At 52.6% G+C, this 13,281-nt stretch carries 13 protein-coding genes and 1 pseudogene; 6 read left to right on the plus strand and 8 right to left on the minus strand.

The window, feature by feature from the left end; genetic code table 11:
• The first annotated feature begins 328 nt into the window (after positions 1–328).
• The 4 genes and pseudogenes from J7I43_RS08355 to J7I43_RS08365 all read left to right on the plus strand — a co-directional run bounded on the left by J7I43_RS08355 (position 329) and on the right by J7I43_RS08365 (position 3,151).
• Positions 329–1,345 carry a LacI family DNA-binding transcriptional regulator gene (locus J7I43_RS08355; protein ID WP_209145209.1) on the plus strand — a complete coding sequence of 339 codons (1,017 nt, stop codon included), beginning with the start codon at positions 329–331 and terminating at the stop codon, positions 1,343–1,345.
• 52 nt (positions 1,346–1,397) lie between these two features.
• Positions 1,398–1,637, plus strand: a pseudogene (locus J7I43_RS25000) (phospholipase domain-containing protein); the annotation flags it as partial.
• A gap of 118 nt (positions 1,638–1,755) precedes the next feature.
• Positions 1,756–2,487: a DNA-formamidopyrimidine glycosylase family protein gene (locus J7I43_RS08360; protein ID WP_209145211.1), complete on the plus strand. Its 732-nt coding sequence runs from the start codon at positions 1,756–1,758 to the stop codon at positions 2,485–2,487.
• A 190-nt stretch (positions 2,488–2,677) separates the two neighbouring features.
• Positions 2,678–3,151: a hypothetical protein gene (locus J7I43_RS08365; protein WP_209145213.1), complete on the plus strand. Its 474-nt coding sequence runs from the start codon at positions 2,678–2,680 to the stop codon at positions 3,149–3,151.
• A 73-nt stretch (positions 3,152–3,224) separates the two neighbouring features.
• On the opposite strand, the gene J7I43_RS08370 is transcribed toward J7I43_RS08365, so the two are convergent.
• The 6 genes from J7I43_RS08370 to J7I43_RS08395 form a co-directional block, all read right to left on the minus strand.
• On the minus strand, positions 3,225–4,901 hold the full coding sequence (locus J7I43_RS08370) for an arylsulfatase (RefSeq protein ID WP_209145215.1): 1,677 nt from the start codon (positions 4,899–4,901) through the stop codon (positions 3,225–3,227).
• Between the two features lie 62 nt (positions 4,902–4,963).
• Complete coding sequence (locus tag J7I43_RS08375; RefSeq protein WP_209145216.1) at positions 4,964–5,377, minus strand: DUF1801 domain-containing protein; 414 nt, start codon at positions 5,375–5,377, stop codon at positions 4,964–4,966.
• A 35-nt stretch (positions 5,378–5,412) separates the two neighbouring features.
• Positions 5,413–5,877 (minus strand): DUF6644 family protein, encoded by a 465-nt coding sequence (locus tag J7I43_RS08380; RefSeq protein WP_209145218.1) that lies wholly within the window; start codon positions 5,875–5,877, stop codon positions 5,413–5,415.
• The gene (locus J7I43_RS08385) at positions 5,877–6,230 is read right to left on the minus strand and encodes a DUF6152 family protein (protein WP_209145220.1); all 354 of its coding nucleotides are present in this window, start codon (positions 6,228–6,230) and stop codon (positions 5,877–5,879) included. Before J7I43_RS08385 ends, J7I43_RS08380 begins: the two co-directional genes overlap by 1 nt.
• Positions 6,231–6,327: 97 nt before the next feature.
• Positions 6,328–6,654, minus strand: a complete 327-nt coding sequence (locus J7I43_RS08390) for an ArsR/SmtB family transcription factor (protein ID WP_209145221.1) — start codon at positions 6,652–6,654, stop codon at positions 6,328–6,330.
• A complete protein-coding gene (locus J7I43_RS08395; RefSeq protein WP_209145223.1) occupies positions 6,635–7,087 on the minus strand; it encodes an SRPBCC family protein in 453 nt (150 codons plus the stop codon). Before J7I43_RS08395 ends, J7I43_RS08390 begins: the two co-directional genes overlap by 20 nt.
• Before the next feature lie 116 nt (positions 7,088–7,203).
• Here J7I43_RS08395 and J7I43_RS08400 point away from each other — a divergent pair, with 116 nt between their 5' ends.
• On the plus strand, positions 7,204–8,100 hold the full coding sequence (locus tag J7I43_RS08400) for a hypothetical protein (protein WP_209145225.1): 897 nt from the start codon (positions 7,204–7,206) through the stop codon (positions 8,098–8,100).
• Between the two features lie 69 nt (positions 8,101–8,169).
• On the opposite strand, the gene J7I43_RS08405 is transcribed toward J7I43_RS08400, so the two are convergent.
• Positions 8,170–10,515, minus strand: a complete 2,346-nt coding sequence (locus J7I43_RS08405) for a TonB-dependent receptor (RefSeq protein WP_209145227.1) — start codon at positions 10,513–10,515, stop codon at positions 8,170–8,172.
• A 182-nt stretch (positions 10,516–10,697) separates the two neighbouring features.
• Positions 10,698–11,594 (minus strand): class I SAM-dependent methyltransferase, encoded by an 897-nt coding sequence (locus tag J7I43_RS08410; RefSeq protein WP_209145228.1) that lies wholly within the window; start codon positions 11,592–11,594, stop codon positions 10,698–10,700.
• A 187-nt stretch (positions 11,595–11,781) separates the two neighbouring features.
• Between J7I43_RS08410 and J7I43_RS08415 the strand changes: the two genes are divergently transcribed.
• Positions 11,782–13,281, plus strand: a complete 1,500-nt coding sequence (locus tag J7I43_RS08415) for a flavin-containing monooxygenase (RefSeq protein ID WP_209145229.1) — start codon at positions 11,782–11,784, stop codon at positions 13,279–13,281.

Genomic DNA, 13,281 nt, shown 5'->3' on the forward strand with positions numbered 1-13,281 from the left:
GCATGCACAAAGTTTTGCGGAACCCCACAGGCATAGTTTTGCCTTATCCTTCTCCGGAAAGGACGTACGGGTGGTTCCCTGACCCTGTCGACGATTTAAAAAGCAGAGCGACTATACGATTGGCTGTACTTTTGGTTTCATAATTGGTTGTTTTTTTAGACCTGGGAAAACTAAACGTGGAAACTGTGGGCCGTTAACTTATAAAAAGAATACGGGTTTTCTGCATAAATGCGCTGATATTTACGGAAACGTTTCCGTGAATTTGGGAAACAGTAGTTGTTTTTATGATCTAATAATCCTAATATTAGCAGGTGACTGGGAGAGTTTTATGAACAAGATAGACATCAAATACCTGGCTAAAGAGCTGAATCTTGCCATTTCTACAGTATCACGCGCATTAAGGGATAGTCATGAAATAAGTGCCGCAACCAAAGCTAAAGTGTTCGCCCTGGCAGAACAGTTAAATTATGAACCTAACCCCAATGCCAGTGGCCTTCGCGGACAAAAAACCAAGATGATCGCAGTAGTGATACCTGATATGGTGAATGACTTTTTTTCCCTTGTCATCAGCGGCATCGAAAAAATCACCCAAAGCAAAGGCTATCACATCCTGCTTTATTTTACCCACGGCGATCACGAGCTGGAGGTTTCTTTCATTAAAACGCTTGCCAGCGGCCGGGTAGACGGCGTATTATTGTCTATGTCCAGCGAAAACAATAACCGCCATTACCTGGGAGAGCTGGAAAAAAAAGGCATCCCCCTCGTAATGTTCGACCGGGTGTGCGATACGCTGCAACACGGGGTAAAGGTCACTTCCGATAATTATGAAAGCGCCATCATCGCCACGCGGCACCTGGTCGATGCAGGTTGCAAAAAGATCGCTTACCTGCAGGTGCCAAAAAATATTTCGGTCGGTAAAGTCCGCATGCAGGGTTATCTCGATGCGCTAAAGAAACATTCCTTCCAAACCGCGCCGCTCGTACTGGAATCCACCAATGATAACGAAGAAACTTTCGAAGCCCTGAAACAAATGCTGCTCAGGGAAAAACCGGACGGCATTTTTGCATCCATCGAAAAACTCGCCGTGATCTGTTACCGCGTATGCGAAAAGATCCGGCTGAAGATCCCGGAAGACATCAAAGTGATCAGTTTCTCCAACCTCCAGACCGCTTCCCTGCTCAACCCTTCCCTCACCACCATTACCCAGCCCGCGTTCGACATCGGCGAAACCGCCGCCAACGAGCTGTTCAATCTCATCAACAAAAAAGATAAATCCCTGGCGGTGGAAAGGAACGTGGTGCTGAAATCGAGGCTCGTTAAGGGGCGCTCCACCGCGCGGTATTGAAGAATTTTCATTTTGATAATAAATCCATTTCCATAAGTTCAACGGCAACATCCTGCAGCAGGAGCCCCAAACCGCGGTCACATTCGATCATAAAAAAAGCGCCATCGCCGTTCAACTCGAAAATCCCGGCGACAGCCCGTTACAGTTGAAAACATCTTCCAACGCCTACGGCTATGCGGAACAAACCGTTGACCTCGCACCCGGGAAAAAAACGAAGAAAACCTGGGAGCTGGCCGGCAGCGGCAACTGGCACGACTTCTCCGTTACCGCGGGAAACGTTTACCTGCACCGGTTTGCGGGCCGTGTGGAACCGGGAAACACGGCATCAGCGATCCCGCCATGGCTGCTGAAACCGGTGCATAACCCCGGTGCGGTTCTTGCTCCTTTAAAGGAAACAACACCGCAGGATCATGCCAGAAGGCCCCTCACTCGTTATATTAAAAGAAGCGCTTGCCCCTTTTACGGGCAAAAAAGTAACAGGCGTGGAAGGCAATACACGCGTTCCGCTCCCGGCCATCAAAGGCAAAAAAATAACGGCCATTAAAACCTGGGGAAAAGAATTGTTGATCTGTTTCCCGGAATTCACCATCCGCGTACATTTCCTGCTGTTCGGCACTTACCGCATCAACGAAAGGAAAGACATGGCGCCGCGGTTGCGGCTCTCGTTCGGGAAACAGGAAATAAACTTCTACACCAGCGCCATCCGCATTCTCTACGAACCGCTGAACGAAATATACGACTGGAGCGCCGATGTAATGAGCCCCGATTGGTCGCACCGGAAAGCGATGGCAAAGCTCCGCAACATCCCCGGCACGCTGGTTTGCGACGCCATTCTCGACCAGCGCATTTTCGCGGGCGCGGGAAACATCATCAAAAACGAAGTATTGTTCCGCATCCGCGTGCATCCCGCCACGCCCGTCGGCAAGCTGCCCGCCAGGAAAAGAAGCCAGCTGGTGAAAGACGTGGTGGATTACAGCTTCCTGTTCCTGGAATGGAAAAAAGCATACGTATTAAAAAAACACTGGCTCATCCATACCAAAAAGATCTGCCCCCGCTGCAATATCCCCGCCCACAAAGCGTACCTCGGCAAAACGAACCGCCGCACTTTTTTTTGCGATAACTGCCAGGTGTTTTACGATTGATATACAACAACTTAGTCCTTACAAGACAAGTTAATTCGACAAAAAGTAAAGCATACTTTACATTTTGGAATATTTGTTTTACATTTATCCCATCAAAAAGCCCCCCGTGACTGCGGGAGGCTTTGCCGGCCCGCGTATCAGTTTGCAGATAAACAGACCTCAATTTTCAAATCAAATTAAACTCAAAAAAATGACACACGAAAATTCGAAAATATGGCGGAAATGGCTTCCCGGTCCGGCCTTCATCGTTCTGACGGCCATATTCCTTTTTGCCTGTAAAAAAAATAACGACACGCCCGCTTCCGGTACAGATCCGAACATCGCCGCGGCAATCAAAGCGGTTTACGGGAATGTATTGAAGGGAAAGGTTACGGTTACGTCCGATGCGGAAGGGCTCTGGCTCTCCGTAGATCGTCACACGATATTGGTTTCGCAATTGCCGGGCTTTGACCTGGACGCTTTGTCAGACATCTCAAGCGCAACGGTCGTGACCTCGCAGCACGGCCTGATCCTGAAAGACCTGGATACCGGGAAAATTTATCTCCTGGTAAACGCCGACCCGGAAAGCGCCCGGCGATTCGACCAGGTGGCCGCGCTTTTTCCGCAAGGCGCCTGGAAAAATCTAGTATACGGCATCACGGTCGTACGACCGGCTGACAGTTAACATCACCCCTCTGCAAACTGATCGCGCGGCCTTTCCCGGGCCGTTTTTTTATTCCGCAATTGCGGGGTACGCGTTACCGCTTCGGCAGCACCCTGTTTTCCGCCGCCCATTGGCGCCACCTGGCCTGCAGGTCTTTCACCACTTCGGGATATTGCGCGGCCAGGTCGTTCAGTTCCGTTTCGTCTTCCGTGATGCGGTACAACCGCCAGGTAGTATCTTTCGTGAGCGAAACCAGCTTCCACTCGCGGGAGCGGGCATAACGCGCGTTGAAATGTTCGTTGAAAAGATATTCGTGCCCGCCGGATTTTCCGCCTTTGAACGCCGTCACAAGACTTCTCCCCTGCTGCGGTAATATTTTGTTCCCGTTGTATTCAGCAGGATATGTCGCGCCCGCAAGCTCGATGAAAGTCGCCATAAAGTCCATTACATGGCCGGTTTGCTGCGCGATCTTCCCTTTGTTTTTGATACCGGCCGGCCAATACGCGATCATCGGCGTGCGCACGCCGCCTTCGTAAGATTCCATCTTGGCGTATTGATACGGCGTGTTGGCAACGTTGGCCCATCGCTCGCCGATGGAAGCGAATGTGGTCTGCGGGCCGGGCATTGTTTTTTTATCTTTCGGGTATACGATCTCTTTGCCGTCGCGCGTTTCGCCGGGGCGGTCGAAACCTTTGCCGTAGCGGGAACAATCTTCAGGGCTGGCGCCGTTGTCGCTGAGGAAAACGATCAGCGTATTATCCAGCTCCCCGGTTTCTTTCAGCGCAGCCACGATCCTGCCGATGCCCTGGTCCATACAGTCCACCATGGCGGCATGCACGGCCATTGCGCGGGCGTCCCATGCTTTGTCCGGGTTATTTTCCCATGAAAGATCGTTTTTCACGCGCGGGGAAAGCGGCGCTTTTTTCGGATCGATGAGGCCGTATTGAACAAGTTTCGCGTACCGCGCTTCCCGGATCGCATCCCAGCCTTGTGTGTACGTATTTTTATATTTTTCAATGTCCGCCGGTTTTGCCTGAAGCGGCCAGTGCGGGGCGTTCTGGGCTACATAGATGAAAAACGGCTGCTTCCCTTTGCTGAATTCCCGCACATATTTCGCGGCGGTATCGTTGATGGCGTCTGTATGATAATATCCGTCCGGTACCTGTTTCACCGGCTCGGTTCCGCTCACCAGGCTGAAAGGATCAAAAAAATCGACCACGCCCCAGATCGTGCCGAAATATTTTTCAAAACCGCGGTTCAACGGGTATTGATCAATAGGTGAGAACAGCGGCCGGTCGGTTTTATGGTTCAGCCAGTCCAGCTGCGCCTGCGGCGTGGGCTCTTCGATCGTGTTGGACACATGCCATTTGCCGGACATGGCCGTGCGATACCCGGCTTCTTTCAGCACTTCGGCGATCGTTACCACATCGCGCCCCAATGCGCCGCGGTAGCCCGGGCGATGGCGGTCGGTCGTCATTTCGCCGATGCCCGCGTTGTGATTGTATTGACCGGTGAGCAAAGCCGCCCTGGTGGGGCAACAACGCGAAGTGTTGTAAAACCTGCTGAAACGCAGGCCGCCCGCAGCCAGTTTGTCCAGGTTCGGCGTCCTGATCTCCCCGCCGTAACAACCAATGTCCGAATAACCGAGATCGTCCGCCATGATGAGAATAATATTGGGCCGGGCGGAGGAAGTCCGGGTTTGGGAAAATGCTGCGGAGCAAACGAGCAGCAATCCGCCCAAAAAGACGTGGATCAGTATGGATCTGTGCATAACAGGGTCTTGGGTTCGTGAACAAACTCCAATATAATCAAATGCCGTTGAAAATATAAACGCTACTTCTCCACCTGCCGCAGCCACGCCTGCAACACGGATTGCAGATCTTTTTCTTTCTCTTTTACTTCTCCAATCGAAGAAAATTTCGCCATCCTTCTTCCGTCCGGGTAATTGCCTTCGAGGAGGCCGGCAGTATCGTTTATGGCCGCCCCGGTGGGGAAAACGAGCAGCACGTATTCTTGTTTATTGAGGTTAAACACCACGATGTCGCGTTTATATTCCTTCGCGTCGAATGTTTTCATTTCGCCGTTGTAATAAAACGCCGCGGACTTCCATTTCACCTGTTCGGCAATTTCAGGACTGGCGGCCAGCACCACTTTCCGCAGCGCTTCTACGACATTTTTCAGGGGATGATCAAGTTGAGCGAGATATTCTGCGACCTGCGCTTCCGGGGACAATTTACTTTTTGCCATTGAACAAGGTTGTTCCGACAAAATAAGCAACAATTTTAATATGCCAGCAAACGCCCGCAGGCAATGATGGCCGTCCATAATACGATTGAAAATATTGCGATGAGTTTTGTAACCGCCGGAAAGGCCGTGCCGTCTTTTCCCCGCTTCATCAACACCCGGAACCACAATGCGTTTGCTGCCGCGAGCGCCAGGAGGCTCATTTTTGTCCAGAAAACCGGGTCATAGCCGAGCGTGCCGGCATTCGTGACAAAAAGCAATATGCCCGAAGGGATCACGAGCCATAAACCTCTCACGGACCAGGTGAGCAAATGACTTCCCAGGCCCGCTACAGGCAGGTGTTTTGAAGATCCCAGCAAACGAAGGTCAAACATCAGCGCGGGCCCCACCAGCAAAACGATTCCCGTAATGTGAACGATCTCGAGGACCGGGTACAGCCACAGCGACTGCCGGATAAACGCCGCAACAGCGGAATGTTCCAGGAACTGCAGCCATTCTGCCATCAACGCAGCTCATATTTTTTCCCGTCGATGAAGATGCGTTCGGCACGCATTTCATCTTTCACTTCTTTATGCGGGTAACCCACCACGCGCAGCGAAGCGCCTTTTTTGATCATCTCGGCGGAAACGCCACGGGCCTGCATCCTGCTCATGGGCGCGAGTATCACCGTCCAGTTTTTTTTATCCTGGTTGATTTTAATGACGGAATGCGGGTTTTCGTAAACAGACGATTGAACGGTGCCCGTGTAATCGAGCGTTTTGGTCTGGTCGTAATTGGCCCAGCCATGATGGAAAGGCGCGAAGGAAACGCAGGCGAAGAAGAGCAGGAGGGCGAAGATGTTTTTTAGCAAAGTCATACATGGAAGTATTAAAGGTTACTAATCAATTCCCGTCTTCCTGAAGATACGACATTTTACGCCGCGAAACCCGCCGCCACTGCTGTTTTACAGCGTTTTATTTTTTCGGCTCCCTGCTGTCGAGCAAGGCTTCGAGTTTTTTCAGCTTCGACGCCCAGAAGCTGTCGAAATAACCGATCCATTGCTGGAGGTCGTTGAACCCCTCCTGCCGGAGCATACAATACCGCTCGCGCCCGATGTTGCGGATGGAAATAAAACCGCCGTCGTTCAGTATTTTAACGTGTTTCGACACCGCGGGCCGGCTCATGTCGAAGTTTTCGGCGAGCGAGCTGATCGTAAGGCTGTTTTTCGTCAGCAGCTGCAGGATCTGCCGCCGGCTGGGGTCCGCGATCACCTGGAACACGTCAAGCGCCGGTTGGGACATGAGCGGATTGATTTAAGTTCTTCAAAAAACGTTTTGCAATTTTCAGCCAGCCCTGGTTCATAATGATGTAGGACATGAAGTTTCTGAACCCTTTAAACCCGCTGTGCACCAGCTGCAGCTCCGTGCCGCCGTTTTTGGCCGCGAGCGTCCAGGTTACGAGGGAATCGAGGGAGACCTCCCCTTTGCCGTTGCCGCCTTTCCAGCTGTACACCAGCTTTTTATTCGGCTCCAGTTCCAGCACCTGGCAGTAAATGTTCCCGTCGAAGTTGAACTTCACGATGGGTTTTGTGTGAAACTGGAACCGGTGACCCACTTCCGGCCGGAAATTACTTTCCATCAGCCATTGCGCCAGCAGCTCGGGTTTGGTGAGGTACTCCCACACCCTTTCGGGCGAATGCGGGAAAAACCAGGTATGCCTGATCGCTCTTTCCATAATACGTAACTTTTAAGTTACACAAACTTAACGCGTAACTTTTAAGTTACCTAATTTTTAAAAAAGAAATTGAGCCGGATTGATTACATTTGTTTTAATACAATATATAAATACCTATGAAATACTTTATCCGTGTTAGTTATTTCCTCCTGCCGATTTTGCTGCTAGTCATGCACACGCAGGCCTCCGCTTATTACGACCGGCTGGAAACCGTCAAAAAAAGAACGCTGCTTATCCTGCTGCCCGACCGGGAAGAAGCCTTTATCGAAGATTACCAAAAACTGGTGCCCGAAGCCTGGACGCTCACGCCCGTTAAAGTCATCAGCGCCCGCGCCCTTCCCGATTACAGTTCAGACACCGCGCAGAAATACGCCTACCTCACCGTAGGCGGAGAAAGGTATGAACGCGTCGACTTCAGCACCGGTCAGCGAAAACAAAGCAACACACATCTTTACCTCGGCCTGTTCATGGAAGTGACCAAAAAAGGCCAGCCCGTGCGCGACCTGTTCAGGATAGAACTGTACCCGGACATGGAAACCCTCTGGGACATGGGCCGCGACCAGGCTTCCGCCAATTACCGGAACTTCAGGCTGCCTCACATCATGGCCTATCTCCGCTGGATGCAGAAAAACCTGGAAGAAGATAAACGCCCTAAACTATACGACGAAATAACCGACACGAAAATGCTGAGCCAGCTGCGGAAAGAAACGCTGTTCGTACCGGACAGCATGATCTATACCCGCAATAAATTCACCGGGAAAGAAAAACTCGTGGAAAAGGAATTTTTCAAAGCCTACAAAGGCAAACACCAATACGCCACCAACGCAGAAATGATCGAAATGCTGAAAACCCGCGACAGGTCGAAACCTTTTTTTATTTTCGAATACGTACTCAGCAGCACCAATAAATTCGTGACCGTGCTGGAATTGAACTCCGGCACGATCGCCTACCGTCGCTACCAGGCGATGAGCTACAATCTCAAATCAAAAGACGTGGAACGTTTGCTGGACTAACGTTCTCCCATAAACGAATCCGGCCCGCTCATGATTGAACAGGCCGGATTTTTTTTATCGGAAACCATGCTAAAAACGGAAGGTAACGGAGCCCGTCAGCCTGCGGGGCATCTGCGGCGTGCCGTAAATGTTCCAGTAACGTTTGTCGGTGATGTTGTCCATGCTCAGGGCTATCCTGCATTTGGGCAGGTTGTAGAACAAATTAGCGTTGAATACCGCGAAACCGGGGATCACGATGTCGTTGTCGTCCGTTCCGAAATACTCGTCGCTGTACACCGCGCCCGCACCAATGCCCAGGCCTTTTACAGCGGATTGTTGTACGGTGTAGCTCACCCAGATATTGCCTGAATTGAGCGGCGTACCGTAGGGGCGTTTGCCTTCCTTGCCTGCCGCGTCTTTCTTGAATTTGCTGTCGTTGTAAGCGTAACCCGCCACGATGTTCAGCCCTGCAACGGGGCTGGCGATGATGTCTACGTCTACGCCCTTGCTTTCCTGTGTGCCGTCCTGCACGGAAATGTTCGGATTGCCGGGGCTGGGGCGTACTTTATCCCTTACTTCGATGTCGTAATAACTGATGGTGGAGCTGAGCTTGCCGCTAATAAGGTCGATCTTTACGCCGCCTTCCAGCTGGCTGGCCCTCTCGGGTTTGAATACGTTGCCCATCAGGTCGGGCGCAACGTATTTGATGCCTTGCATGTAGTTGGCGAAAAGCGTCATTTTATCTTTCAGCACCTGGTAGGCAACGCCCAGTTTCGGCGCAAAAGCCCCGTCGCTAGGGCCGGTAGGGCCGGCCGGCGCGCCGCGGTATTGATAACCGCCGTCTTCATAACGGTCGTACCGCAGGCTCAGCAGCAGGTTCAGGCGGCCGGTAAAACTGATCACGTCTGAAATGTACGCTGCGTATGCCTTCTGTTTGAAGTCCGCTTCGTAATATACATCGCTGTACGCCTGCGATGCGCGAACGGTTTTCACCGGGAACAGCGGGTCGGAATCGGTGAAGTTGAATTTGTCCACCCCGCCAAGGTAATAACCGGTGGCCACGGTTTTGATGTTCTGGTAATCCAAACCCGCCAGCACCCTGTTTTTTACGCTGCCGATATGGAATTCGCCGGTAAGATTGGGCTGTATCTCGAAGCTGCTGTAATCCCAGTAAAAATCATACAGGTCGCGCACGAGCGTGTCCGGCGCGGCGAATGCCAGCCCGATAGTGCCGCTGTTGAACCCGAAATCCGCGTAAGCGATATTGGTGCTGAGCGTCCAGTTTTTGCCGAGCTTGTAGTTGAGCTGGCCGAAAACGTTGGCGGTAATGCTGGGCGGATAGTCGGCGCGGTTGGTGCCGTATGATTTGAAATAATCCAGCGGAATTTTGTCGTACCGGTCGTAACCCATGGCCGACGCGCCATACACGGGGTACGACGTCAGCGCGGGGCGGTTGATGCTGCTCACTTCAACGTCCAGCAGGATCTCGAAGCGGTCGTTTGCCTGGTAGCTGAGACTGGGCGCCAGCATGAAGGAACGGAGAAAACCCGCGTCCTGGAAACTGCCCTGGCGGCTGGCCGCGGCGTTTACGCGCAGCAATGCGCTCTGGTCTTCATTCAAAGGTGTGTTCACATCGGCCGTGAGCCTGCTGAAAGCGTATGAGCCGATGCTCAGCCCAACTTCTCCCATATGGCGTTTGAGCGGTTTTTTGGTCACTTTGTTGACCAGCCCGCCGTAGCTCACGCCCTGCGAGCCGTACAACGTGCCTGCGGGGCCTTTCACGGCTTCCAGGCGCTCCACGTTCACCGGGTCGGCGGATATGAGGTTCATAAAATAAATTCCATTACGGATGTAAGGAGTGGAAGTGAACCCGCGCATGGTTACTTCCGCGATGCCCTGGTAACTTTCCGTGCTCAGCGCGATGCCGGGGATGGAACGAACGGCGGTCTGGTAGTCCTGCACGTTTTTCTCCAGCAGCAATTCCTTGGTAGCCACGGAGTACGACTGCGGGTTTTCCAGGTTTTCCAGGTCCATGCGCGCCACATAAGCGGAGTTTTTATCGGCGATGCGGTTACGCTGGCCCAGCACGATCACTTCTTTCAGCTGTGTTTGCGACACTTCCAGCTGTATGTTCACGGTGGCGGTGGCGCCGTCTTCCACGGTCACTTCGCGGATCACGGTTTCGTATCCCAGCAGGGAAATACGCACGCGGCGGGGGCCGGATGGAACGTTTTTGATGAGGAAGTGGCCTTTGTCGTTGGAGATCGCGTTTTTCCGAAGCCCTTCCACTTCAACGGCCACGGATACGGCCGGCTGCCCGTCTGACGTGGTGATGACGCCGGAAATGACGCCTGTGCCCGCGCTGCCGTCTTCGGCTACTACAGCCATGTTCAGCATGCCCAGCAGGCAAACCAGGAGTATAAAATGTTTTTTCATATAGGTGAGTTTAGCGAACCGCGGCCTGAAAAAGGCTTTATTTCGGAGCGCTAAATTCGGGAACAATACAGGCGGGCATTTACGGAAGCGGGAAAAATATTTACGCGATGCGGAAAAACCAGCTCACACAAAAAAGGTTGCGGGCATTACCCCGCAACCTCCGCCATTCACACGATCTCCCCTCAGGCCCGCACATGCAAAAACAGGTTCACGCCTTCCTCTTCCTGCCTCACGGTTATTGCTTCGCGGCGGGCGCCGGCTTCAAGGGCCATGGTCGTAAGTTCTTCAGCCGAACGGTGGTGCAGGTACCAGTCGCCGATCAGCTCCATATAATTGCGGGTGGGATTATGATCTCCGAAATTCCCGATGATCACTTCCCCGCCGGGCTTCGTCCAGCCCAGGAACTTTTGCAGCAGGCGGATGAACACCTTGTCTTCGAAATAATCGAACAATCCCGCGCTCCATACCATATCGAACTGTTCGTCCGTATTAAAACGGAAAATATTCTTATGTACAAAACTGATCTGTGCGGCATGGCGCTCGTTCAGCTCTTTCGCGTAATTGATGGCATGTCCGTCTGCCTCCACGCATACCGTTTGCAGCAGCGAAGGTTCGATGCAGGCGTACGCCTCGGCAAGGTCCCTCGCGGGGCCGCTGGCCACGTTCAGCAGGCGCACCGGCGTTTTGCGCTTCAGCATTTCACGGATGGTGCGGATAAAATAACTTTTGCGGTTGCGCACGGCTTTGCAGGCCGGCTGTTCGTGCCAGAACTGGTCCCATTTCTCAAAACGCTCGTCTGCCGTTACCTGCTGGCGGTATATTTTATCGATGATAAGAAAATCGCCGGCGTAACCGAACGGTTTGCTGCGGCTGTGGCCGAGAATGGTTTTCATGCTGCCGTCTTCTTCGCAGAAGCCCGACTGCAGCACGGCGAGCTCTTCGCCACTGAGGCTGCCGGACCTGTAAGCGGTGGTAATGTCTTCGAATACCTGGTGAAGCGTTTCGTACTGGCGCGTTTCAGGGCCGCCGGCGGCGATCACTTCCTGTAAAAATGCGATGGGCGCTTTACTGCGTGTCATTGGGGTTATGTTTTTAATTGTTCGCGGAATTGTGTTTTGACGATGTAAAGTTGCGGCGGAAAGCGGGTGCGGGGAATACGCAATTAACGGAAACCGGAATTGGGTTAACCAAAATGCCGCATACATTAATTCAGCATGCGGAGGCGTGGGCCGGGGAAGTAATTTCACGGCATAAACCCCACCCACTATGAAACATGTAGGTATCATCGGCGCGGGCCTGAGCGGCCTGGCCACGGCGAAAGCCTTTATCCGTGAAGGATTTCACGTTACCGTGATCGAAAAGGCCGCTTCGGTAGGCGGCGTCTGGGAAAAAAGCAGGAGCTATCATGGCGTGGCCACACAAACCACCCGGGACGAATACGCTTTTTCCGATTTCCCCATGCCTTCGCATTATCCTTTATGGCCTTCGGGCGAACAGGTACAGCAATACCTGGAAGACTATGCGCGGCATTTCGGCATCCTGTCTGTCATCCGTTTTAACACCGCCGTTACCGGGCTGCGTTATGAAAACAATAACTGGGAAATGGACATTTACGATGCCGGCGAAGATTATACAGACACGCTGCGGTTCCATTTCGTAGCCATTTGCACCGGTACTTTCCACAAACCGCACATCCCTGCGTTCAAAGGCATGGAAACGTTCACCGGCCAGGTGTTGCACACCAGCCAGGTAGCCGATGCCAGCCTGCTGAAAAACAAATCGGTGGCCGTTGTAGGTTTCGCCAAATCCGCGACGGACATTGCCACGCTTGCGGCAGACACTGCGAAAGAATGCCAGCTGCTTTTCCGCAAAGCGCAATGGAAAGTGCCGCGTTATTTCGGCAATCTCATCAATATGCGTTACCTGCTGTTCTCCCGTTTTTCCGAAGCGTTTTTTAACGCGCCTTATAAAACCGGTTTCCAGAAATTCCTGCACAGCGCGGGCAAACCGATGGTATGGGCGCAATGGCGCGGCCTGGAGCTGCTGCTGAAAAAACAGTTCAACCTGAAAGCCTGCGGCATGGTGCCGCAACACCGCATCGAAGACCAGATCAGCTGCAGCCTCGGCGTGGCCCCGGAAGGTTTTTACGAAAAAGTACGCTCCGGCGCCATCAGGGCGAGGCAAACAGAGATCAGCCATTTTGAGGGCGAAAAAGTTTTCCTGCAAAACGGCACGGTGATCACGCCGGAGGTGGTGGTGTGCGGCACGGGCTTCACCCAGTCCATGCCTTTCCTCGAAGAGCCGTATAAAAGCAAAATTGTAGGGGAAGATGGCGGTTTCCGGCTGTTCCGCAACATCGTAAATCCCGATGTGCCGCAGCTGGGCTTTGTCGGTTTTAATTCCAGCCTTTTCACCACCCTTACTTCCGAAATTGCCGCGAACTGGCTGGTGAAATACGCGCAGGGAACCCTGCAATTGCCAGCAAAAGAAACGATTCAAAAAGATGTCGATTATATGGCCCAATGGCGCAAAACCGCCCGGCCTATCTCGTCCGAGTTCAGCGGCACCTGCATCGCGCCGTTTAATTTTATGCATCTCGATATGCTGATGAAGGACATGGGGTTGAAAACGAAGGCCACCCGCTGGCTGCCGTATGAATTTTTCAAGCCCATTAACCCGAAAGATTATCGTATTTTGCTGAATGCCTCCATCCGGAAGGCACCCCAACCGATGCCGGTATATCAACCGGCGGAAATCATCCAGTAA

It is taken from the genome of Chitinophaga chungangae (genome assembly GCF_017742215.1).
GTDB classification, from domain to species: Bacteria; Bacteroidota; Bacteroidia; order Chitinophagales; family Chitinophagaceae; genus Chitinophaga; species Chitinophaga chungangae.